Annotated in this window: 24 protein-coding genes and 2 pseudogenes; 18 read left to right on the top strand and 8 right to left on the bottom strand. The window is 37.8% G+C overall.

Features of this window, described 5'->3' with window-relative positions; genetic code table 11:
• Positions 1–73: 73 nt before the first annotated feature.
• Positions 74–721: pseudogene (locus ACWNMY_RS06595) on the bottom strand (YhcN/YlaJ family sporulation lipoprotein); the annotation flags it as partial.
• Between the two features lie 113 nt (positions 722–834).
• On the opposite strand from ACWNMY_RS06595, the gene ACWNMY_RS06590 reads away from it, so the two are divergent.
• The gene (locus ACWNMY_RS06590) at positions 835–1,110 is read left to right on the top strand and encodes a YutD family protein (RefSeq protein WP_449537442.1); all 276 of its coding nucleotides are present in this window, start codon (positions 835–837) and stop codon (positions 1,108–1,110) included.
• 205 nt (positions 1,111–1,315) lie between these two features.
• Here ACWNMY_RS06590 and ACWNMY_RS06585 read toward each other — a convergent pair whose 3' ends face one another.
• Both ACWNMY_RS06585 and ACWNMY_RS06580 read right to left on the bottom strand, forming a co-directional pair.
• A complete protein-coding gene (locus ACWNMY_RS06585) occupies positions 1,316–1,603 on the bottom strand; it encodes a cytosolic protein (protein ID WP_449537441.1) in 288 nt (95 codons plus the stop codon).
• Between the two features lie 54 nt (positions 1,604–1,657).
• On the bottom strand, positions 1,658–1,924 hold the full coding sequence (locus tag ACWNMY_RS06580; protein ID WP_449537440.1) for a DUF3055 domain-containing protein: 267 nt from the start codon (positions 1,922–1,924) through the stop codon (positions 1,658–1,660).
• A gap of 205 nt (positions 1,925–2,129) precedes the next feature.
• Here ACWNMY_RS06580 and ACWNMY_RS06575 point away from each other — a divergent pair, with 205 nt between their 5' ends.
• Both ACWNMY_RS06575 and ACWNMY_RS06570 read left to right on the top strand, forming a co-directional pair.
• On the top strand, positions 2,130–2,567 hold the full coding sequence (locus ACWNMY_RS06575; protein ID WP_449537439.1) for a DUF86 domain-containing protein: 438 nt from the start codon (positions 2,130–2,132) through the stop codon (positions 2,565–2,567).
• Between the two features lie 17 nt (positions 2,568–2,584).
• Positions 2,585–3,367 carry a TIGR01457 family HAD-type hydrolase gene (locus ACWNMY_RS06570; RefSeq protein WP_449537438.1) on the top strand — a complete coding sequence of 261 codons (783 nt, stop codon included), beginning with the start codon at positions 2,585–2,587 and terminating at the stop codon, positions 3,365–3,367.
• Positions 3,368–3,472: 105 nt separating this feature from the next.
• On the opposite strand, the gene ACWNMY_RS06565 is transcribed toward ACWNMY_RS06570, so the two are convergent.
• Positions 3,473–3,955, bottom strand: coding sequence for a phosphatidylglycerophosphatase A family protein (locus ACWNMY_RS06565; protein WP_449538403.1), 483 nt, complete (start codon positions 3,953–3,955; stop codon positions 3,473–3,475).
• A 398-nt stretch (positions 3,956–4,353) separates the two neighbouring features.
• Here ACWNMY_RS06565 and yutH point away from each other — a divergent pair, with 398 nt between their 5' ends.
• The 5 genes from yutH (at position 4,354) to thrB (ending at position 10,108) form a co-directional block, all read left to right on the top strand.
• Entirely contained in the window at positions 4,354–5,352 is a 999-nt protein-coding gene (yutH, locus tag ACWNMY_RS06560) for a spore coat putative kinase YutH (RefSeq protein WP_449537437.1), read from the top strand.
• 222 nt (positions 5,353–5,574) lie between these two features.
• Positions 5,575–6,561, top strand: a complete 987-nt coding sequence (locus tag ACWNMY_RS06555) for a 2-hydroxyacid dehydrogenase (protein WP_449537436.1) — start codon at positions 5,575–5,577, stop codon at positions 6,559–6,561.
• Positions 6,562–6,838: 277 nt separating this feature from the next.
• Positions 6,839–8,137, top strand: a complete 1,299-nt coding sequence (locus ACWNMY_RS06550; RefSeq protein WP_449537435.1) for a homoserine dehydrogenase — start codon at positions 6,839–6,841, stop codon at positions 8,135–8,137.
• Positions 8,134–9,201, top strand: a complete 1,068-nt coding sequence (thrC, locus tag ACWNMY_RS06545; RefSeq protein WP_449537434.1) for a threonine synthase — start codon at positions 8,134–8,136, stop codon at positions 9,199–9,201. The genes ACWNMY_RS06550 and thrC overlap by 4 nt, the downstream gene beginning before the upstream one ends.
• Positions 9,191–10,108: a homoserine kinase gene (gene thrB, locus ACWNMY_RS06540; protein ID WP_449537433.1), complete on the top strand. Its 918-nt coding sequence runs from the start codon at positions 9,191–9,193 to the stop codon at positions 10,106–10,108. The genes thrC and thrB overlap by 11 nt, the downstream gene beginning before the upstream one ends.
• An 86-nt stretch (positions 10,109–10,194) precedes the next feature.
• Here the strand turns inward: thrB and ACWNMY_RS06535 are convergent, their stop codons facing one another.
• Positions 10,195–10,431 (bottom strand): NifU family protein, encoded by a 237-nt coding sequence (locus tag ACWNMY_RS06535; RefSeq protein WP_099352680.1) that lies wholly within the window; start codon positions 10,429–10,431, stop codon positions 10,195–10,197.
• Between the two features lie 408 nt (positions 10,432–10,839).
• Between ACWNMY_RS06535 and ACWNMY_RS06530 the strand changes: the two genes are divergently transcribed.
• The gene (locus ACWNMY_RS06530; protein ID WP_449537432.1) at positions 10,840–11,169 is read left to right on the top strand and encodes a YuzD family protein; all 330 of its coding nucleotides are present in this window, start codon (positions 10,840–10,842) and stop codon (positions 11,167–11,169) included.
• 396 nt (positions 11,170–11,565) lie between these two features.
• Here the strand turns inward: ACWNMY_RS06530 and ACWNMY_RS06525 are convergent, their stop codons facing one another.
• Complete coding sequence (locus tag ACWNMY_RS06525; protein WP_449537431.1) at positions 11,566–12,633, bottom strand: NAD(P)/FAD-dependent oxidoreductase; 1,068 nt, start codon at positions 12,631–12,633, stop codon at positions 11,566–11,568.
• A gap of 397 nt (positions 12,634–13,030) precedes the next feature.
• On the opposite strand from ACWNMY_RS06525, the gene ACWNMY_RS06520 reads away from it, so the two are divergent.
• The 5 genes from ACWNMY_RS06520 to ACWNMY_RS06500 all read left to right on the top strand — a co-directional run bounded on the left by ACWNMY_RS06520 (position 13,031) and on the right by ACWNMY_RS06500 (position 16,779).
• On the top strand, positions 13,031–13,267 hold the full coding sequence (locus ACWNMY_RS06520; protein ID WP_449537430.1) for a YuzB family protein: 237 nt from the start codon (positions 13,031–13,033) through the stop codon (positions 13,265–13,267).
• 344 nt (positions 13,268–13,611) lie between these two features.
• Entirely contained in the window at positions 13,612–14,466 is an 855-nt protein-coding gene (gene dapF / locus ACWNMY_RS06515; protein ID WP_449537429.1) for a diaminopimelate epimerase, read from the top strand.
• Between the two features lie 85 nt (positions 14,467–14,551).
• Positions 14,552–14,917 carry a HesB/IscA family protein gene (locus tag ACWNMY_RS06510; RefSeq protein ID WP_449537428.1) on the top strand — a complete coding sequence of 122 codons (366 nt, stop codon included), beginning with the start codon at positions 14,552–14,554 and terminating at the stop codon, positions 14,915–14,917.
• A gap of 275 nt (positions 14,918–15,192) precedes the next feature.
• Positions 15,193–16,440 (top strand): NAD(P)/FAD-dependent oxidoreductase, encoded by a 1,248-nt coding sequence (locus ACWNMY_RS06505; protein WP_449537427.1) that lies wholly within the window; start codon positions 15,193–15,195, stop codon positions 16,438–16,440.
• 219 nt (positions 16,441–16,659) lie between these two features.
• A complete protein-coding gene (locus tag ACWNMY_RS06500; protein ID WP_449537426.1) occupies positions 16,660–16,779 on the top strand; it encodes a YuiA family protein in 120 nt (39 codons plus the stop codon).
• Positions 16,780–16,855: 76 nt separating this feature from the next.
• Here the strand turns inward: ACWNMY_RS06500 and ACWNMY_RS06495 are convergent.
• Positions 16,856–18,414 (bottom strand): IS3 family transposase gene (locus ACWNMY_RS06495; RefSeq protein ID WP_449537189.1). Its coding sequence is split into 2 segments (ribosomal slippage): positions 16,856–17,772 and positions 17,772–18,414, totalling 1,560 coding nucleotides; the frame shifts between segments, so codons are not numbered across the junction.
• Positions 18,415–18,590: 176 nt separating this feature from the next.
• Here ACWNMY_RS06495 and ACWNMY_RS06490 point away from each other — a divergent pair.
• Together ACWNMY_RS06490 and ACWNMY_RS06485 are read left to right on the top strand one after the other, a co-directional pair.
• Complete coding sequence (locus ACWNMY_RS06490; RefSeq protein ID WP_449537425.1) at positions 18,591–18,917, top strand: YuiB family protein; 327 nt, start codon at positions 18,591–18,593, stop codon at positions 18,915–18,917.
• A gap of 178 nt (positions 18,918–19,095) precedes the next feature.
• Complete coding sequence (locus ACWNMY_RS06485) at positions 19,096–19,788, top strand: 3D domain-containing protein (RefSeq protein ID WP_449537424.1); 693 nt, start codon at positions 19,096–19,098, stop codon at positions 19,786–19,788.
• Positions 19,789–19,888: 100 nt separating this feature from the next.
• Here the strand turns inward: ACWNMY_RS06485 and ACWNMY_RS06480 are convergent.
• A pseudogene (locus ACWNMY_RS06480) lies at positions 19,889–20,360 on the bottom strand (divergent PAP2 family protein).
• A 219-nt stretch (positions 20,361–20,579) separates the two neighbouring features.
• On the opposite strand from ACWNMY_RS06480, the gene ACWNMY_RS06475 reads away from it, so the two are divergent.
• Positions 20,580–22,088, top strand: a complete 1,509-nt coding sequence (locus tag ACWNMY_RS06475; protein WP_449537423.1) for a leucyl aminopeptidase — start codon at positions 20,580–20,582, stop codon at positions 22,086–22,088.
• Between the two features lie 175 nt (positions 22,089–22,263).
• A complete protein-coding gene (locus ACWNMY_RS06470) occupies positions 22,264–23,601 on the top strand; it encodes a Na+/H+ antiporter family protein (protein ID WP_449537422.1) in 1,338 nt (445 codons plus the stop codon).

Raw genomic sequence — 23,601 nt, 5'->3', positions numbered from 1 at the left:
TACCACCTGTACCAGTGTCGTGTTCATCTCCACCCTCATTGGTAGAGCTAGGGTTCTTTAGGAAGTCTTGGTTTTCCCTTGCCCTGCGTTCATACTCAGGATTCAAGCCACCCTGAATTTCCCCATTTTCGTTTTCACCTTCACTTAATTTATAACCTTGCGGAGATTTAATCATTTGTTGGATAGTTGATGTAATAATTTGATCGACGTTTCGACTATCTGAATCCAATGTACCAAATCGTTCAATTTGCTCTATCATGCTAGGATCATCTGAGACATAAACATGGTAATACCTTGGTACAACTGAAAGTGCAGAGCGCTTAACCTGGTCTGCGGTTAGCATCCTGTCCTTTGCATCCGTCTCATATGCAATGAGCACTTCTTCATCAGTAACAAGGGTTCCTACATCTTTCACATGTGGGATTGTCGTACATATTTTACTAATTAAATCTGCAACCTTTTCCCTATTCATAGCAGGCATTGTATTATATACATTTGCATCACCAGGAATTGGACTTTTTTGATGACGAACATAGCCAAAGTTCGTCATTTCTTTTCCTTTATTACGAATTCCTTGTTCATTGTAAAGTTCGTTTTGGTCGGCACGATTAATGGTATTTCCGCTTTTATGGAAGACTCCAGCTTCGTTATCATCAGCTGTACCACAGCCGGATAATGCTGTAAGTATACATAAGCCAGTTATGATTGTGTACTTTTTCATAATTGACACCCCCTCAGTAGTAGGGTGACCAATTCAACAAAAATTTCACATAGTAATTGATGGTTTGATTGGCTATAATGAAATTATATAGTTATGGGTACGAGGTGAGTAACATGATAAGTATTAACAACACTACATATGAACTAGTTGAAGAGCTAAAAGAAGGATTTAATGAAGAAGCTTTTCGAGCGAGATATAGTGATATCCTTGCAAAATATGACTTTATAGTTGGAGATTGGGGATATGAGCAGCTCCGTTTAAAGGGATTTTTTGATGATAAAAACCAAAAAGCGTCCTTTGATACAAAGATCAGTACCCTGTCCGAGTATTTATACGAGTATTGTAATTTCGGCTGTGCGTATTTTGTATTAAAAAAAGTAAAAAAATAAAGTACAGGCATTAGTTACTTGCCTGTACTTTATTCGTGCTGTCCAGCTTCAGAGAATAGGAGCCCCAGACACTTCAACTCCCAAGGAAAAAAACGCCTCTTTGTGGGAGTCTCCGACGCACTGGAAGTGTAGTATCGACTCTGCCAGGAGTGGCGTTTAAGTCGGGCCAGTTTTTTTGTTCTGACAAGTCGCTTCAGCATTTCAATTAATCGTACGGGGGTTCTGCATTCTCATTTTTGTCATCGTGTGTCGGATGGGCACCTGGAAACTGTCTTGGAATGTCTTGGTGTAGTGATTTAAATTCATAATTAAAATTACTGTATGTTCGTTGTCCTTCTTCCCAAGATGTGCTTTTATTTTCAACAGGCGCATCCTTTCCCCTCGGATGACCCACCGGACCTTCGGGAAACTCCTCAAACGTTAAAAAATTCCTCATTGTCTCTACATTTGAAAAATCGGTATAACTTACTTCTTCTTTATCTTTTCTGGTCATGAAAACACCTCTCTACCTTTTTATCTTAGTGTTTTCAGACCTTCAAAGAATATGTTAGACAATTTCATACAGAAAAGAACGTAATTCCTCTGCTTCATCCTCTGGCAACTGATATGCATATTCAATATATCCTGGCTCATCTAGGTCATCTCTACCAATAATAGCAAAACGGTTACTCAATATATTTAAAACAACAAGCTTACCATAGTATCGGTCAGATTTCACAATCGCTAAGTCAAATCGTTGGTGCTCCCCCATAAAGCTAACAAATCTCGTTTGTGTATCAATTGTATCGTCATATAAGAAAAAACGCTCGGACATCATTGTAGTCTCCTTCTTTAAAAATTCACTTAGTATTATCATATCAAAGCTGGAATAAATAGAAAATGAAACAAAACGTATTTCCTAAAACATTTACGATTTAATGTGACCAATGATAGTGAGAGAACTTTATGGTAAAATAGTGTAGTACTTGTAGTACTGAAGAAGTAAAAATGGATAACGATTATAAATAGAGGGTGATACTATGTATTTTGTTGATCGGGAGAAAATTGAAAAAACCCTTCATTTTTACGAGGAAAACTTAGAGTTGTTAAAATCTGATACAAAGTGGACAAGTGTTCTTGAACAAAAAGCGTTAGAGCGCATTGCACAGCTTGTAATTGAATCGATATTGGATGTAGGGAATTCAATGATTGACGGTTTTATTATGCGTGATCCGGGAAGCTACGACGATATTATTGATATACTTGAGGATGAAAAAGTAGTATCTACACATGAAGCAGCTGAACTAAAGGAAATCATCCGATATCGTAAGGTGATTGTTCAAGATTATCTCGAAATCAATCATGAAGAGCTGTCTTTAAAATTAAAGGAATATAAAAAAAGCCTTGCAAGCTTTCCTCAAGCCATAAGAACATATCTTGAAAACGAACTAGGACCAGTTTCAGCATTTAAAAATTAATAAAAGGTGAAGATATAGTGAAAACTTACAAAGGATATTTATTTGACTTAGACGGTACAATGTACCGTGGTACTGAGCGTATTAATGAGGCTTGTGATTTGGTAAATAAGTTAGACCAAAAGAAAATACCTTATTTATTTGTTACAAACAACTCGTCTAGAACACCTGAGCAGGTTGCAGCAAAGCTACGTGATTTTGATATTGCGTGTACAGCCAACCAAGTTTTTACCACTAGTCAGGCAACTGCAAATTACATGTTTGATTTAAAGCAGGAACAAAACAAAGAAGCAACTGTTTATGTGATTGGTGAGGAGGGGATTCGTCAAGCATTGGAGGAGAAGGGCTTCACAATCACTGACGATAACCCTGATTTTGTAGTTTGTGGAATTGATCGTTCAATTACATACGAGAAATTAACAATTGCTTGTTTAGCCGTTCGAAATGGAGCCATCTTTATCTCAACAAATGGAGACATTGCCATTCCAACTGAGCGAGGGCTACTACCAGGGAATGGGTCACTCACATCAGTTATTTCTGTTTCAACAACAGTTCAACCCATTTTTATAGGAAAGCCTGAAAAAATCATAATGGAGCAAGCCCAACAGAGACTAGGAATTCCAAAAGAAGATACATTAATGGTTGGTGACTATTACGATACAGATATAATGGCTGGGATGAATGCTGGTATTGATACATTGCTTGTCCATACCGGTGTAACGACAGCAGAATTATTAAGGAGTTATGATCGTCCACCAACTTATGCCATAGATAGTTTAAAGGAATGGATGGATAGAATATAAAAAGCGCTCACTTTGAGCGCTTTTACATTTAACCAAAACCGAAAAGGTAAAAGCCTCCGGACGAAGTAAAGACCGAATCCCCTGATTCGGTCTTACAAGCTTCACTTATTCCACGTTTGCTGCTCTATGTGCCAATCGACTTGATGCAGCAGCTGCAATTGCACCTACAATGTCATCCAAGAATGTGTGGCATTCCCCTGTAGATTTATCATTTAGACGTTCTAAAATGCCAGGTTTCTTCTTATCAATATATCCATAGTTTGTAAATCCGATTGAGCCATATACATTTACGATTGAAAAGGCAAGGATTTCATCTACACCGTAAAGGCCCTCATCCACCTTAATTGTAGAGAGTAGTGGTTCCTCAAGTAACCCTTTTTCCGCTAATTTGTCTAGTTGGATTCCTGTTAATACAGCATTTTGAATCTCGCGCTTTGTTAACACACGATCTACGTTATGGACACAATCTTCCATTTTTAAATCAGGATGATATTTACTTTGTAAATAATAAACCAATTCAGCAATATCCTGAATAGTTACGCCTCTTTCTTCTAACCAGCGTCTAGCTGTCCGTTCAATTTCATTCATTTTTGCTTCGTCACCCATACAGTTCACCTATTTTCTTATAATTTCTAAATCAAATTGCCATGGCGTATTTGTGCCCAGATTTTAGGCCCTCACGAGTTGGGCATGAAGACGTTGCTTCAGGATGTGACGTACTTCGTCAGTGATCCTAAGTCGAAAACTTCATTTGAAAATCTAAGGCAGCGCCATTACCTTTATTCAGTGAGGGTTATTCACACAAATAGATTCCATTGATTCATCCCACTAAAAAGATGTGGAATTCACTGAATAAAGTGAACTTTTTCTTATTATTTTCTAGTTTACCACAAGAAACTGGAATTTGTTTCATATAGATGTTTTTAGAGGATGTTTACGCAAAATGGAGTGCGTAGTTACATATTATGTGCGAGGAGTGGCTATTTATGAGAGATACTCTCTTTGAACAGTACAAAATTAGAGCGGAGCGACAAGTTCAAGCATTTGGCCATGAAGCAATCATCTATAGGAATATACTATATTGTATTGTGCCAATATCCGATTTGGAACAAGAAGAATTATATGAAATAAAACAACTTAGCGACTATATGATTCATAAAGGAGATGTTCGAGTAGGCTCGATTGTACCTACAACTGATGGGAAATTAACCACCATGGTCAATGAACAAGAAGTAGCCATTATTCGGTTTCCACTATTTAGTCATAGAATCACAAATTCCTTAGGATATGAATTAGCACGGTTCCACAAGCGGGGGAGAAGTTTTCCTTATCAAGTAAATAACCTAAAACGAATTGGGCATTGGAAACACTTATGGGAAAAAAGATTAGATCAAATGGAACTCTTTTGGAAAGAGAAAGTAAAACAACACCCTGATAATTATTTTGAAAAATTATTTGTTGATGCGTTTCCATATTATATTGGCTTAACGGAAAATGCAGTCCAATATCTCGTTGACACAGAACTGGATGTGGTTCCTAGCCCAGTTGATTCAGCGACAGTTTGCCATCATCGTTTTACAAATACATCCTGGGATAAGGATACATTTACAAAGCTTCCAACAGACTGGGTGTTTGATCATCATACGAGGGATTTGGCAGAGTTTATTCGTGAACAATTCCTCAACGGAGATTCAAGAGATCAAATTACTTCCTTTATGTCAGAATATGAGCGTGTAACCCCATTATCTTTATTCTCCTGGAGGATACTTTACGCACGTTTGATGTTTCCAGTTCACTTTTTTGAATGTATTGAGGGGTATTATATGACAGAATCGGCAAGAAAAAAAGAGATACAACTTAAAAAATTAGAATCAATCCTGAAGGAATCTGATAAAAATGAAAAATTTTTGGCATCTTTTTTCTCCACTTTAGGAGTAAATCAAAAAAGAGTAATAATTCCGAACATAAGCTGGCTTCAAAAGTAAAGATATATGGTACTATTAAAGAAGACAAACCAACCTCATTCATTCGGGGCTGGTTAAGCCTTTAGCGGATGCCACGATTTATAAAGGAACTTTCGAGCATAGGTTCAAACACCACGGACGCCATGTCCCAGAGAAAGCGTCTTATGACTTACCTCTTGTAGGCCAAAAATCGAGCACAAAATCGCCAAGGCACATTGACCAAATATACTTACGAGGTGGATCATGACAAAACCATATGTTTTTATTACCAGAAAACTTTCTGAAGAAGCAATACAACCACTAATGGAAGTTGCAGATGTGCATATTTGGAATGAGGAAGAGAAAGCAGTCCCAAGGGAAATTCTTCTGGAAGAAGCGAAAAAAGCAGATGCACTTTTAACGATGCTTTCTGACAAGATTGACAAGGAACTTCTAAATCTAGCACCAAAACTTAAGATCGTAGCTAATTTGGCAGTTGGATTTGATAATATTGATGTCGAGTATGCGAATGAAAAGGGAATCGCAGTTTGCAATACGCCGGATGTGTTGACAGATACTACAGCAGATTTAACATTTGCACTTATGCTTGCAACAGCAAGAAGAATTGTCGAGGCAGCTGAGTTTGTAAAAGAAGGAAAGTGGAAAAGCTGGAGTCCTTTATTGCTAGCTGGCCATGATGTCCATCACAAAACAATTGGTATTGTAGGAATGGGCAAAATTGGTGAAGCAGTCGCAAAGCGTGCTAGTGGCTTTGATATGGATATTCTGTATCATAATCGTTCAAGAAAAGTAGCTGTAGAGGAACGAATTGGTGCTTCTTATACTTCATTTGAAGAGCTAATAGAAACAGCAGATATTATAGTTTGCTTAACTCCATTAACAGAGGAGACGAGAGGACTATTTAATAGGGAAAGCTTCAAGAAAATGAAAAAATCTGCAATCTTTATTAATGTATCAAGAGGACCAGTTGTGGATGAAGAGGCATTATATCAAGCTTTAGTAGATGGGGAAATTGCAGCAGCAGGATTAGATGTTTTTGAGAAAGAGCCAGTCTCTCCAAACCATCCGCTAGTAAGTCTCCCAAATGTTGTAGCCTTGCCTCATATTGGTAGCGCAAGTACTGAAACTCGGAACACCATGATGGAGCTTTGTTGTAAAAACATTGAACTCGTTTTAACAAATAAACAACCTAAAACGTTGGTTAACAAAGATTGGTCATTATCATATTAGTAACTTTTGATTAAGGCATCTTCGTTAGAAGGTGCTTTTAGTGTTTCTAATACCGAATAAAAAGTAGACATGTTAGTAGGCACCTGTTTACTTTAAATTTTCGCATAAATAAAAATATTTTTATTAAAGGCAATCCATACATATCAGTCTGTTAAGCGTTTTCAGGATGAGTACACTCAAAAATAACACTTGTAAAACCTGTTTATCACAACTATAATGTCTTTTATAGGAAGACAAATGTATTTCTAGGGAATACATAACGAGAGGCGGTATAAATATGAAAAGTATTTCTGTAGGACTATTAGGCTTAGGAACTGTTGGATGTGGTGTAGTTACGATTTTAAAGAACCATCAAGATAAATTAATGCATCAAGTTGGGTGTCCGATAGAAATTAAAAAAATACTTGTTCAAGACATAAATAAAAACCGAGCTGTAGAAATTGACCCATCTTTGTTAACAACAAACGCTACGGAAGTAATTGAAGATCCGGAAATTGATGTTGTTATTGAAGTAATGGGTGGCGTTGAGGATACGAGACAGCTTGTAGTTCAATCCTTACGAAACAAAAAGCATGTAGTGACAGCGAATAAAGATTTAATGGCTTTATACGGGCCGGAACTACATAGAGTGGCCAGTGAGAACGGCTGTGACCTATTCTACGAGGCTAGTGTAGCAGGTGGAATTCCTATTCTTCGTGGTTTAGTAGATGGTTTAGCATCAGACCGCATCATAAAAATGATGGGAATCGTTAATGGAACAACGAACTTTATCTTAACCAAAATGAGTAAAAACGGAAGTGCTTATGAGGAAGTGTTAAAAGAAGCACAGGATCTTGGCTATGCGGAAGCAGATCCAACAGCTGATGTAGAAGGACTTGACGCAGCACGAAAGATGGCAATCCTTGCAACATTGGGTTATTCGATGAACATCAATCTTCAGGATGTTCGGGTTCAGGGAATTTCCTCTGTATCAAGTGAAGATATCGATTATAGTAAACGCTTAGGGTATACTCTTAAGCTAATTGGTACAGCACATCGTGCGGGTGAAAAGGTTGAAGTAAGTGTTCAGCCAACGCTCCTTCCAGATTCGCACCCACTTGCAGGTGTAAATAACGAATATAATGCTGTTTATGTGTATGGGGAGGCAGTAGGAGAAACCATGTTTTACGGTCCTGGAGCAGGAAGTTTACCAACTGCAACTGCGATTGTGTCTGATTTAGTAGGGGTAATGAAGAACATGAGACTCGGTGTAAATGGGCGCAGTGCAGTTTCACCTCAATATGAGAAAAAACTAAAAGAAGATTCCGAGATTTTCTCTAAATACTTCTTACGTATACACGTAAAGGATCAAGTTGGAGCATTTGCAAACATTACGTCTCTCTTTTCTGAACGCGGTGTTAGCTTTGAAAAAATATTGCAATTGCCACTAAAGGATAAGGACTTAGCGGAAATTGTACTTGTTACACATAAAGCATCTTTACGAGATTATGAGGAAATTTTAGTACAGCTTCGTGATTTACAAATCATTCAAGAGGTAAAAAGCTCTTATCGAGTTGAAGGGGGAGACCTAGCATGAGATGGCAGGGATTATTACAGCAATTTAAAGAATATTTACCAGTAAATACAGACACGCCAATGCTTTCGTTGAACGAAGGCAATACACCATTACTTCCTCTCCATTCAATTTCCGAGGATCTTGGAATCGATTTATATGTAAAGGTTGAAGGTGCAAATCCAACAGGTTCTTTTAAGGATCGTGGAATGGTAATGGCAGTAGCGAAAGCAGTTGAAGAAGGAAGTGACACCATCATTTGTGCTTCAACTGGAAATACTTCCGCAGCAGCTGCAGCATATGCAGCACGTGCAGGGATTCGTTGTATTATTGTCATTCCTGAAGGGAAAATTGCGATGGGGAAGTTAGCACAAGCCGTTATGTATGGTGCTGAAATCATCTCCATTGAAGGAAATTTCGATCAGGCGCTACAAATCGTTCGTAATATTAGCAAAAATGCACCTATTACTCTCGTAAACTCTGTAAATCCATATCGAATTGAAGGCCAAAAAACAGCAGCGTTTGAAGTTTGTGTACAGCTTGATGGTGCACCCGATGTGCTAGCAATACCAGTAGGTAACGCTGGAAACATTACTGCTTATTGGAAAGGCTTTAAGGAATATAACGAACGTCATAAAACAGGACTTCCTGAGATGCGCGGATTTGAAGCAGAAGGTGCAGCGGCAATTGCCAGGAATCAAGTCATTGAAAACCCAGAAACTATTGCAACTGCCATACGAATTGGAAACCCTGCAAGCTGGGATCAAGCAGTTCAAGCTGCAAATGAATCAAATGGAAAAATTGATGAGGTTTCAGATGCTGAAATCCTTGAGGCATATACGTTATTATCAAGAAAAGAAGGCGTATTTGCAGAACCAGGTTCTTGTGCGTCCATAGCTGGTGTTATTAAGCAGGTTCGAAGTGGCGAAATTAAAAAGGGTAGTCGAGTTGTTGCCGTATTAACTGGTAATGGATTAAAGGATCCAAATGTGGCAATTGAAGCAACATCTATTAAACCTGTTGTGTTACCAAACGACCAAGAGCTTGTCTATGAACATATTAGAGGTGCAGTTTTACATGAAGTTTGAAAAAGCTTTTCAAATAAAAGTTCCGGGTAGCTCAGCTAATCTAGGACCGGGGTTTGATTCACTAGGTTTGGCTGTAAATCGTTACTTAACTTTACAAGTTGAACCTAGTAACCAATGGGAGTTTGTTCCCGGCTCTAAAGAAATTGCTGACACACCTGCTGGTACGGATAATTTTATTTATCAAATTGCAGCTAAGGTAGCCTCTTCCTATTCATGTGTGTTACCTCCATGCAAGGTATTTGTTCATAGCGACATACCATTAGCTAGAGGGCTAGGGAGTAGTGCGGCTGCCATTATTGCAGCAATCGAGTTAGTAAATGAGCTCTGTACTCTACAATTAACAAGTCAACAAAAGCTTGATTTAGCATGTGAATATGAAGGACATCCTGATAATGTTGGCGCGTCGCTTTACGGCGGGCTAGTGATAGGGAGTCATCGTGGCAGTGAAGAAACAGATCTCATTCACGTGAATGACCTATCCTTTGATATGGTTGTTGTGATTCCACCATATCAACTAAAAACCAAGGATGCACGAAACGTACTCCCCTGTGAACTATCCTATCAAGAGGCAGTCAAAGCAAGTTCAATTAGCAATGTCATGGTGGCTGCCCTTTTAACAAAAGATTTGCCAGTGATGGGTAAAATGATGGATCTTGATTTATTTCATCAGCAATACAGGACAAAACTTATTCCAGAATACGAAAAAATCTGTAAAGTAGCAAAACGTGCGGGAGCATTTGGCGTAGCGATAAGTGGAGCAGGGCCTACTGTGATTTGTTTTACAGAAAATGGACGGGGTAAACAGGTGAAGGATGAACTTTGTCTTGAATTTGAAGATTATCAGGTAGAAGAGGTAAGTATAGAACAAAAAGGAAGTACAGTAACATCACTAACCTTACATGAGTAAAAGCGAAACCAAGGAGGTTTCGCTTTTTGCATCTAGAAAGAAAAAGGCCCCCATAAAGTTACTTTTGGGGCACCTCAATTTATTTGTTAGAATACTTGTTCGACTTCAACAATACCAGGAACTTCTTCTAATAATGCTCGTTCGATACCAGCTTTTAGTGTGATTGTTGAGCTTGGGCAGCTTCCGCATGCACCTAATAGGCGAAGTTTAACAACTCCATCTTCTATGTCAACTAAATCACAGTCTCCGCCATCACGAAGTAAAAATGGACGAAGTTTATCTAAGACTTCTTGTACTTGTTCTCTAATATCTAATTCAGCCATTACGATCGACTCCTTTCATCTTACCTTTATAATTATTATAATCTGTTTACTGGAAAAAATCTATTACCTTTATTCAGTAGAATTTACCACTACAAAAGGCAGTGGAATCTTGCAATAAAACTGTGTAGACTTAATCAAACTGAATAATGTGTAAGCATCCGCAGATGCCTCAGATTTTTCAATTAAAGATTCTTAGTTGAGAAAACCTTACTGTGTCTATTTTACCAGATTTTTAGTACAATGAAAAAAGAAATGATTTACCCTCATTTAGTAAAAATCCGGATGCTATATGGAGATATGGCCTCAGACGGAAGCTACTGTTCTTCAATGGTAACTTTTCGTGTCAAAGGAGAAATTTGGGCGCAAACACGCCAAGGTGAATTTGGTTTGGATAAAGGAGAGCGAGAGATGGAGAAGCAAAAGGTTGAAATTTGTGTATACGGTGCGGAAGTGCTTTGCCCTAGTTGTGTAAACCTTCCTTCCTCAAAAGAAACATATGAGTGGCTGGAGGCAGCGCTAAGTAGAAAGTTTCCAAATCAACCATTCGATATAACGCATATCGACATTTTTAATCCACCCGGGGATGAAGATAAAAAGGCATTCTCATCACGAGTAATTGAAGAAGATATGTTTTACCCTGTCGTTGTACTAGAGGGTGTCATTGTAGGAGAAGGCAGCCCAAAGCTTAAAACCATTTATGCAGAAATGGAAAAATACGGCTACACACCAGCTGAATAAAACATTAATCATTAATAGGCAAGGAGGCTATCCTCCTTGCTTTTTTGGTGCTCAAAGATAGGAAAATGTTCCTCATCTAAAAGACAAGTTATAGTAGAGTTCCGCCTGGAAGTGTCTATGACAACGCTTTCAAGGACAAAATAAAGTGGTGTTTAGAAGAAAATGTCTATGAGAGAGGTTCACAAGGACAAAGTATATAAATTCCAAGCTGGATCTGTCTTTGAGTGATGGGCTCAAAAACAATACTCTATCATTTGTAAAAATTGGCCTTAAAACTTAGAAACCTCCATGCAAAATAAAAAATCACGGTAATTGGTAACCGTGATTTTCTTATTGTCTAAATCCAGCGCCTAGCCCTCGAGGTTCCTCTCCAAGGCACGTGTGCTTTTCTAAACATCAACCATTATGATATTTATACATCCACAATACCCCTGATTTTAACATACGAGGTACACGTCCTGTGAGTGTACGGTCTGCTACCAATCCGAAGCCCTCTTTCTTTCCTAGTGAGCCAAGTACACCTTTTAGTTTAATAGTTGGGAATTCTGCTGGAGGCTCTTCACCCTTCCACCGCTTTTGAAGTACCTGAACAATTTGTTCAGCCTGGCCTTCTGCAAGCTGTGCACTAGGAGCATGTGGCAGACTAGCACAATCCCCTACAACATACACATGTTCATCATTTGGTAGGTTATGTTGTTTCGTTAATACAACACGGCCGCTAGGGTCCTTTTCTACATCTAAATCCCTCACGACTTTATTTGGTTGAATACCGGCAGTCCACACAATCACATCACATGGAATCGGTTCATCATTGTTATAAAGCACATTTTCTTCTACTCTAGTAATATTTGAATTGTTAATAATTTCAATATGGTTTTTATCAAACCAATTCTCAACATACAAACTTAATCTTTCTGGGAAGGCTGATAGTATGTGGTTCCCCCTATCAAAGAGCTTGATCTTAAGATCTGGTCTACTTTCATAAAGCTCACTCGCTAATTCAACACCACTCAGACCTGCTCCTACGATAGCAACAGTAGCATTAGCATGAAGGTTGTTTAATTTTTGATATGTTTGTCTAGAACTATCAATAGACTGAATGCTATTAGTGTATTCTTGAGCGCCTGGAACATTATGATATTTGTCTTCGCAGCCCAATCCAATCACTAAATCATCATACGTGACGGATTCTTGATCTTTCATCTGAATTTGCTTAGCATGTAAATCAATACTTGTAACTTCTCCATATCTCACATGAAGTCGAGGGTGTTCGGGAAAGGATACACGTACATGCGAATCCGAAATTGTTCCTGCTGCTAATGCATAAAATTCTGTTTTTAGACTATGATAAGGTGCCCGGTCAATTAAGGTTATTTGGATGTTTTCGGGTAGATGATTTGGCAAGAGTCTGTGTAATAACCGCATGCCGCCATACCCGCCCCCAAGTATAACAAGATTTTTCATGATGCTTATCCCCTTTTTTGTTCCTCTCTTTAGTTGAAAGTGTTCTTAAGTTATTCGTTCGATTACCTGTTCTAATCCAATGCGCCTTGACGTTTTTGCACCCGACTATTTTCACTCTAAAAATTCTCTCTTTGAATAATCGAGGCAGCGGCCAGAGGCTCTACCTTTATTCAGATAGTGTTTGAACCCCCGATGAATATAATATTGCATTCATCCTACCACATGTAGACGTGGGAACTTCTGCTGAATAAAGTTAACCTGTAATCCTTTTCAAAGACACTAAAAGTATAGCGAAAATGTGTCAAAATAACAACTCAATTCCTATAAAAGTAGCAAAAATTGACGTGTGAAAAAAAAGAGAGTACGATATGTTTGTAGTAGTGAGGTGAAAAGACCAGTGTTTCCTATCATTGAATTTTGTATTAGTAATTTGGCAAGCGGTTCTCAAAAAGCAAAGGAAATTCTTGAAAAAGATCCGAATTTAGACATCATTGAATACGGGTGCCTAAGCTATTGTGGAAGATGCTTTGAGTCATTATATGCTCTTGTAAATGGGGATGTTGTTACTGGTGAAACAGCAGAAGAGCTTGTAGAAAATATATATGCTCATTTAGAAGAAAACCCAATGTTCTAATAAGAAACATATTATATATATTTGTACGCAAAAGCAGTCATTGTACTGCTTTTTTTAAAAGGATAAGAAGATATAAAATTCATTTCGTAGTTTCCAATGTCTTGCTCAAGGCCCCATCGGCTCGAGGTCGTCACAATTCCATCGCTTTTGAAGGCAAAAAGCGACTTCTGTGATCGCTTGTCTTGTGCTTATCGATTAAGACTGCGGACATTGCGCTTTTCTTTGTAAAAAAAGAAAACCCTCCATTAAAAATGAAGAGTTTCTAAAAAAACGGGGGATAAATTCATTGTGTTCAAAAAAATATCATTTTATACTAGGAGAAAGAAAAATATTGGAGGAACATAATGAACACATTCACCTTCACGAAAATGCACGGGCTTGGAAATAACTATATATATGTAAATTGCTTTGAGGAGCATATTGAAGAAAGTATGTTGTCAGAGCTTGCGATAAAAGTAGCCAATGTCCATACAGGGATTGGATCTGACGGAATGATATTAATTTGTCCTTCAACAGTTGCCCCTGTGAAAATGAGAATTTTTAATAATGATGGTTCAGAAGGACAGAACTGCGGAAATGGTCTTCGCTGTGTTGCAAAATACGCATATGAGCATAAATTAGTAGAAGATAAGACATTTAAAATTGAAACATTATCGGGAATTGTTGATGCCGAGGTACATGTTGCTAATGAAGTCGTTACTAGTGTGACCGTTAATATGGGAAACCCTCGTTTAAAACGTAGTGAGATTCCAATGGTAGGGGAAGACCAAAACAAGGTTGTTGCGGAACCCTTTGCCATACAGGACCAAGTTCTTACCCTTACTGGTGTATCGATGGGGAATCCTCATGCAGTATTCTTTGTGGACGATATCAATGAAGCTCCACTCACAACGTTAGGACCTATTATTGAAAAAGATTCACGTTTTCCTGATAGAGTGAATGTCGAATTTGTAGAAGTTGTATCAGATGAGGAGCTTCATTTTCGCGTTTGGGAAAGAGGTTCAGGGATAACACAGGCATGCGGCACAGGTGCTTGTGCTGCCGTTGTTGCTGCTGTGCTTAATGACAAAACAGTTAGAGGGAAAGAAGTTATTGTTCACTTAGCTGGGGGCGATCTTTCTATTATATGGACAGATTTTGGGGATGTCCTCATGAAGGGTCCAGCGACAGTTATATGTGAAGGTAAATTTTACTACTAATCGGATTATTTGTTTCAAACCCTAATTAACATTATACTTATAGTAATAATCCAAATATAAAATCTATAAAAAGGAGGTCACGAATATGACTGAACAAGTAGTTACCATTACAGAAGCTGCTGCGTTCCAAATTAAGGATATGATGAAGCAAAGTGGGGAAGAAGGCTCTTTCTTACGAGTAGCTGTTAAAGGTGGCGGTTGTAGCGGGTTGTCATATGGAATGGGATTTGAACAAGAAATCAGTGAAACTGATCGACAAGATGAACAACATGGAATTAAGATAATCATAAACAATGAAGATGCACCTATTCTACGTGGTGTGAAAATTGATTTTAAGCAATCCTTAATGGGCGGTGGCTTTACCATCGACAATCCAAACGCAATTGCATCATGTGGCTGTGGTTCCTCATTCCGCACAGCAAAAGTTTCGGGTACACCAGAGGAATGCTAAAAAAATGGGCTGTTAAAGCCCATTTTTTTATTTTACAGCAGTTTATAACAAAGGCCTCTTTTTAAATATTTACAAGATTACAAAAGATTCTATAACACTTGAAATATCTATATAAAAGGCATATTATGAGATGGAGAAGTAAATAGCAATATTTTATGACAAAATTAGTAATTATTTATGTACATCTATGGTATCTTACGTGAAAGATATCACAAACAAAATTTAATCTATAAAAATAGAGGTTGCAGTGGAAAATAGGAGTATTATATTTTCTAATGCGAAAAGAAAAGGTGGGCGTGATTACAGTGAAAAAGCCAAAGATCGTAATATTAGGTGCGGGTTATGGTGGATTAACCACAACTGTTAACTTACAAAAACAATTAGGTGTGAATGAAGCGGACATAACACTAATCAATAAAAATGATTACCATTATGAAACGACTTGGTTACATGAAGCTTCTGCAGGTACTTTACATCATGATAAAGTTCGTTACCAAGTTGAAGATGTAATAAGCGGACATAAAGTGAAGTTTGTAAAAGGATCTGTTGCAACAGTTAATCGTGAAGAAAAACGTGTAATCCTTGAAGACGATACGCAAGTTGAATATGATTACTTAGTTTTTGCACTAGGTGGAGAATCAGAAACATTTGGTATTAAAGGATTAAAAGAATACGCATTTACCATTTCAAATGTGAATACTTCCCGTCAATTACGTGAACATATCGAATATCAATTTGCAACATATAACAATGAAGAAGAAAAGGACGATACTCGCTTAACAATCGTGGTGGGTGGAGCCGGATTTACAGGAATTGAATTCTTAGGAGAACTTGGAAATAGAATTCCTGAGCTTTGCCGTGAGTATGATGTTGATCAAAATAAAGTCAAGGTTATCTGTGTTGAAGCAGCACCATCTGCTTTACCTGGCTTTGATCCTGAGTTAGTTGAATATGCAGTAAATCACCTTGAAAGAAAAGGTGTCGAATTCAAAATTGGCACTGCAATCAAAGAATGTACACCAGATGGTATCATCGTTGGTAAGGACGATCATACTGAAGAAATCAAGGCTAAAACAGTTGTATGGGCAGCGGGCGTACGTGGAAATGCCGTTGTAGAAGCATCTGGTTTTGAAGCAATGCGTGGACGGGTTAAAGTTGACAAGTATCTTCGTGCACCAGGGCATGATGAAGTATTCTTTGTTGGAGATAGCTCTTTAGTAATTAATGAAGAAATCAATCGTCCATACCCACCAACTGCACAAATTGCTATGCAGCAAGGTGCGGTAGTTGCGAAGAATATTGCAGTTCTTGTACGTGGACAAGGTGAACTTACAGAATTTGTTTTTGATAACAAAGGTTCCGTTTGCTCACTAGGTGAACATGATGGAATCGGTGTTGTATTTGGTAGAAAAATTTGGGGTGCTAGAGCAGCATTCATGAAAAAAGTAGTTGATAATCGTGCGCTTCTTATCGTGGGCGGTCCGTCACTTGTTCTTAAAAAAGGAAAACTGAAATTTTTCTAATTGATAAAAACGGGGATGCAGCATCTGCATTCCCATTTTTTATTGAGTTAAACTTTTATTAAAAGTGCAAAATAATTAGAAAGAAAAAGTAAGAAGAAGAAAAAGGTGTATGTACTCGCTTACATGAAGCAAAATAACCGGATTGTCTTCTTTTCAAATGTAAAAAAACATGTTATATTATCTGAAAATTTAGATTCTTAAAATAATGGAGGGATACAAATGAACAATCAAACAGTTGAGATTAAAGATTGCCCTTATTGTTCGGGAAAAGGATATTTTCAGTTAATTCTTGGTGGGTCAGAGACATGTTCCTCCTGTGCAGGAAGTGGGAAAAAATAGTTGAGCTATAAACGGTGGGAGACACTCTCATGAACTGCCCCCTGTCAAGTAGACAGTGGAAATAATAAAAAATGACCTAAGCGGCTTTAGCTCTATATTCCATAGGGCTGAGGCCGTTTAGTCGTTTTTGATATCTATTATGATTATAGAAAAATATATACTCGTCTATCGCTTTAGATAATTCTTCAAAAGTCCCATACTTACGCAAATAATACTTCTCGCATTTAAGCGTTCCCCAAAATGATTCCATAGGTCCATTATCAATGCATCTTCCAACTCTGGACATGCTTTGTGTCATCTCTGCCTTGTCTATTCTGCTTTTGAATCCGTTAGAAGTGTATTGGAAACCACGATCGCTATGAATAAGTGGATGGTCTCCATCCAACAATTGTGTAGCTTGATCGAGGGTCTTAAAAACAAGTTTATTGTTATTTGAATGTCCTAATACATAACTCACAATCGATCCATCATATAGATCACGAATAGCGCTTAAATAGGCCTTCTTTGATGTTCCATATTTAAATTCCGTGACATCAGTTACCCATTTTTCATTTGGTTTTTCAGCCGTGAACTCGCGGTTTAATACATTTTCTGCAACATGTTGAGGGATAGAGTGCTTATAACGTTTCTTCTTTTGCCGGATGACAGACTGTATACCAGCGACTTTCATTAGTCTATAAAAACGTTTGTGGTTGAAGTTTTGCCCAAGTTTTCTATTAATGGTCATCGTCATTCTCCGATATCCATAGATGCCTTCTACCTCTTCATGAAGGTCTTTCATCTCTTTAATAATTTCTTCATTCTGTAGTTCCCGTTCAGAAGGAGTACGCTTTAGCCACTTATAGTAAGCTGCCCGTGTAATACCAGCGATATCACAAAGTAACAAGATGCTTAGATTTTCTTTCTCATGAAGTTCCTTAATAGCGATGTACTTGTCCTCAAATCGGATTTGGCTTATTTTCGCCTCCTTTCGATCTCCTCTAACTTTTTTAAGAACAAATTCTCCGCACGCAAACGTTCATTTTCTCTTTCTAACTTTCTCATCTGTAACTTGATCTTATCCTCTGGAGTTAACTCAGTTTCTTCTTTTTTTCTACCACGATTATCCTTAAGCGCTTCATCTCCACCATTTTCATACTTCCTAACCCATTGATATACCTGTTGATAGGATACTTCATAAGCCTCAGCTGTTTTCTTAAAATCCTTCCCGTTCCCTATACAATCCATTACTATTTCAATTCGTTCAACCCAAGTAGTTTGTCTCCCTTTAGTCATAGAGCTCGTCCTTCCCTTCGACGTATCCTTTAATTCTCTATGACTATTATACTTGGAAATCCACCTCTGAAGGACACTTCTACTTGAAATTTCATACTTTCGAACAATCTCATATTGTGAATATTCCCCCGATGTGTAATCTAGAACAGCGGCTAATTTCACCTCTTTAGAATAGGACTTCCAGGTGCTAGAGTATTCAAATCCTTTTTCCCCATCTTTATCAAATATCTCTACCCATTTATATAAAGTAACTTTAGGTATTTGATATCTCTCGGTGAGTTCTTTAACTGTATAATCTTCGTTCTTATAAGCTGTTACTACTTCATACTTAAACTGACTAGAATAGATTTTATTGGACATAAAAAACTCCCCCTAAGGTAAAACAGATTATATTTTTTAATCTGTCTACCTAAGGGGGAGCATATCACTCACCGTTTATAGCTTCTTTTTTTGTTAAACGTATAGGAAATAAAATAAATTGACTGGACAACCTCCCTTTAGTAAACTAGGATTGATTTGTACGGGAGGTGACTGCCATGTCTCTAAGCTTTTTACCGATTTTATTAATATCGATGCTTTTATTTTTTGTTCTGTTCTTTGGAATTGGGTTCATTTTAAACATGCTTTTACGTATGTCATGGATTATGGCCATTATATATCCGATAGTAGCCTTAGCAATCATTCAAGATGCATCCTTTACGGACTACTTCACTTCGCCAGGAACGGCATTTTCTTCTCTAGGTGCTAGTGTCATGTCACTAGCTGCAATTGATATCGCCATTTTAATAAGTGGATTAGCTGGTGCCATATTATCTGGAGTGGTAATTAAACTCTTAAGGAAAAAAGGGTACCGAATGTTTTAATAACGTTCTATTAGTCCACTAGAATATGAAACAAATGCAAACGTAAGGATTTAGTATTTAATAAATTCTTACGTTTATTTTTTTTGAGAATTTTAGGGCGAAAGTCCCTTTCCTCTCCTTTTGCGAATATTTTCATTCCGAATTGGAAAGAAATAGATTCGTGAAGGAGTGGAAAAATGTGTTTCAATTAAGAACCATTTTAAGAAGAGGTGCAATGACTATCTTATTTGCTATTGCACTCATTACGACGTTCCAAGCATTTTCAGGTATCCAAGCAAAGGATATTGCTAATTGGTATGAGAATCATGTAACTCAGCAAACACAATCAGTAGGGACGACTAATAATCTGGGAATTATTTCAAAGATTCTAAACTTTGTAAGAGTAGAAAAATCGACCACAGCATCAAATGCGAGTCTTGAGAGTACTTTACCGATAGAAGAAGCAATTGACTTTTCAAAATATCCTACCAAAACAGTTATAGCTACCGGATATACTGCAGGAGTAGAATCAACGGGCAAGGATGCGAGTCACCCTTCTTATGGAATCACATATTCCGGTGTAAAAGTAAAACGTGATTTGTACTCCACAATTGCTGCAGATTTGGATGTATTCCCAATCGGAACCATCCTTTTTATCCCTGATTATGGCTATGGAGTCGTGGCAGATAAGGGTGGAGCAATTAAAGGAAATAAGATTGATTTATATTATGAGACAGTTGATGATGTTTATAAAAAATGGGGCAAAAAGAGCCTGGATGTGTATGTCATCAAAATGGGTGACGGCAAAATAACAGAAGAAGAAATTGCGGCTATGAATGAAGATAAATCCATGCAGGTATTCCGTCAACAAATTTTAGGAGAAAAGAGCTAATTCCATTTATAATAGAAAAACGGGCAAATTATAGGAGTTCCTATCATTTGCCCATTTTGGTTATCAATTTTTTAAATTGTTCTATATCAATCAAAGCACGTTATAGAATATAGAGTACTAACGTTAATAAGATACCAGTTAGTCCACCAAAAAATACTTCAATCGGTTTATGCCCTAGTAATTCCTTTAATTCACTTCTTTTTTGATCCTCATTAAGCTTTGGCCACAACTTTGCGTCCTCAGCGAATTTCTGAAAGTCTGAAACAAGTCTATTTAATACGGTAGCTTGTTCCCCAGCATGTCTGCGAACACCAGATGCATCGAACATTACAATCACAGCAAAGACTGTGGCAATGGCGAAAAAAAGGAGAACCTACACCTTGTTCAAGACCGATTCCCGTAGTTAAAGCTGTTACAGCAGCTGAGTGAGAACTTGGCATTCCACCTGTGCTCGTCAGTAAAGACCAGTCAATTTTTCTCGATACAATAAAATGTAGGGGTACCTTAACAAATTGCGCAAAACCAATTGCCGCCAGTGCCGCCCAAAGGGGGAAATTCGTAAAAAATTCCATGTAGGCTTCTTCCTCTCAATTTTTCTCTTTTAATATGAATGAATGTTATCCTTTTCGTAGTATTACGTTGAATTCTCTAGTATTGTAGCTATTTCTTCATGTAAGAGGTACTACCATTATAAAAGAATTTGTTGGAGGCTGCAAAACGAATGAAGTTGAAGCGTGAATTTTAGAGTCCCGAAGTATATAATAAAAATGATAATAAGTTGGAGGTGTATCATGTTTATAGTAAAAAACAATGCAATTGTTAACGAAACACAAGAAGCTTTACTCATTGGTTTGTTCGCAAAAAATCAAAAAACAACTGGACTTACTAACGAGTTGGATACCATATTAAACGGTCAAATTACTGAACTGTTAAAAGAAGGAGACATATCCACTAAGGAAAATAAAGTTTCGAAGGTACATACATTAGGTAAAATCCCTGTAAAGCGTCTTTATTTTGTGGGACTTGGCAGGGAAGATAAGCTAAGCTTCGAGTCGCTACGTGAAGCATTAGGTAAGGCTATTAAATCCATAGCCGATGCAAAGGTAGAAAGCTTTTCGATTGGACTAGACTCCTTTGTAACGGATGGGGTCGATGTATATGATGTTGCCCATGCATTCGGAGAAGCCTTAGCACTCTCTACTTATAAATTTGCGGATTATAAGCAAAAGTCTAATGAACCTGAAAAGAAAATTGAAGGCGCTGTCGTATATACTGAGAATAACACGGAGGAAGTAGAAGCAAGCCTCGAAGTTGGGTATGCGTATGGAAAAGGTACCAATTCAGCACGTACCCTTGTGAATCTTCCAGGTAATATGCTAACAGCGACTGACTTAGCAAACTATGCAGTTGAACTAGCAAAAAAATATGAATTTGAAGTTGAAATCTTAGAAAAAGAAGATATGGAAAAGCTAGGGATGGGTGCTCTATTAGCGGTCAACAAAGGATCAGCAGAGCCACCGAAAATGATTGTTTTAAAATATCAAGGAAAAGATGAGTGGAAGGACGTCATTGGTCTAGTTGGAAAAGGAATTACGTTTGATACCGGTGGCTATTCCATTAAGCCAAAGGATGGCATTGTTGGCATGAAATCTGATATGGGAGGGGCTGCTGCTGTATTAGGTGCAATGGAAGTAATTGGTGAGCTGCGACCTGATAAAAATGTGGTGGCCGTTATTCCATCAACTGACAATATGATCAGTGGTGATGCATTTAAACCTGATGATGTAGTAACGTCTATGAACGGTAAAACAATCGAAATACTAAACACCGATGCAGAAGGACGTCTTGCGTTAGCGGATGGTGTTTCTTATGCGAAACATCATGGTGCTTCCTATTTAGTGGATGTTGCAACATTAACAGGTGGGGTCATCGTTGCATTAGGAAATGATATTACAGGTGCTATGACAAACAATGAAGCACTTTTTGAACAGGTATTAGAAGCATCCGTCGAAGCGGGTGAACCGATTTGGCGTCTGCCGATTACGGAAAATCATAAAAAGCGTGTCCGTAAAAGCCAGGTTGCAGACCTGAACAACTCTCCAGGACGTGATGGTCATGCGATATTTGCAGGAACATTTATTGGTGAGTTTGCTGAGGAAACACCATGGGTTCATCTTGATATAGCAGGGACAGCTACTACGACATCAGCTCATAATCTTGGACCAGCAGGTGGAACTGGAGTAATGGTTCGTACGCTAGCAACGCTCGTAGAAAGATTTGGTGAAACAATAGAAGAATAAAGTAAAGAAGTCTACCTAATGGGGTAGGCTTTTTTTCTGAGAGGACTTTAGTTAACTAAAATATTCCATTGACTCACTAGTAGGACCTATGATATTGTAATCTAGTATTTTAATTCTCTACCAATTTACCATACTAAAGTAAAAGCATAAATAGCAAAAGTTAGGAGTTTTCATCATGAATGCAGTTGTGTTAGCAGTTCTTGTCATGCTTATTTTAAGTTTATTTCGAATAAATGTTGTAATTGCCCTTGTCATTGGGGCATTTGTCGGGGGAATCTCAGGTGGACTCGACGTTCAAACTACGATTTCTACCTTCACAGAAGGGTTAGGTGGTAACGCCACAGTAGCTTTAAGCTATGCGTTACTCGGTGGTTTTGCAGTTGCCATTGCGAAAACTGGCCTTCCAGAGGCAATGGTTGATCTTGCATTAAAGATTGTTGGAAAACAAGGTGATAGTAAACGGAAAGCATATTCAAAAGTGTTAATCATTTTTATTATATTAGTAATCTCCATTTTTTCTCAAAATGTGATTCCTGTTCATATTGCATTTATACCTATTTTAATACCACCTTTATTAAAGGTTTTTAATGAACTTGAAATAGATCGTCGAGTAATCGCTGTTGTTATTACGTTTGGATTAACAGCGCCTTATATCTTACTTCCTGTAGGATTCGGTGAGATATTCCAAGGTATTCTGCAAACAAACATGAGCGACAGTGGTTTAGACGTGTCGAAGAAGGATATCCCTGTAGCAATGTTAATCCCTGTTGGGGGAATGGTTGTGGGGCTTGTAGTAGGTGCATTCTTCTCGTACCGAAAGCCTAAACAATACCAAACAATCACTACCTCTGATGAAATTAATTCAGAAACTGTATATACGAAAAAAAGTATCACTTTTGCTCTTCTAGCTGTATTCGTAACCTTAGCTGTGCAATTATATCTTTCACAGGTTCACGAAGTCGATGGGATGATATTTGGAGCATTAGCAGGTATTGCAATTATTTATGTGAGTGGATCCATGAAGCTAAATAAAGCAGATGAAATACTTACTGGCGGTATGCAGATGATGTCATTTATTGGTTTTGTCATGATCTCTGCAGCAGGTTTTGCAAGTGTCATTCGAGAAACAGGGGATGTAGAACGTCTAGTGGAGCAATCTGTAACACTTATTGGTGGAAATCAATCACTTGCTGCATTAGTAATGTTGATAGTCGGTCTCCTTATCACATTGGGAATTGGTTCGTCGTTTTCGACAATTCCAATAATAGCCACTATTTTTGTTCCATTATGTTTGGAATTAGGATTTAGTCCTATGGCTACTATAGCTCTTGTTGGAACAGCAGCAGCACTAGGTGATGCTGGTTCACCTGCATCAGATAGTACACTTGGCCCAACCTCTGGACTTAACGCAGATGGACAGCACAATCATATATGGGATACTTGTGTACCAACATTTTTACACTATAATATTCCTCTTATTATTTTTGGTTGGATTGCAGCCATTGTATTATAA

The sequence above is a fragment of the Ferdinandcohnia sp. Marseille-Q9671 genome, from assembly GCF_976954385.1.
This window is presented reverse-complemented; position numbering and strand designations above follow the sequence as displayed.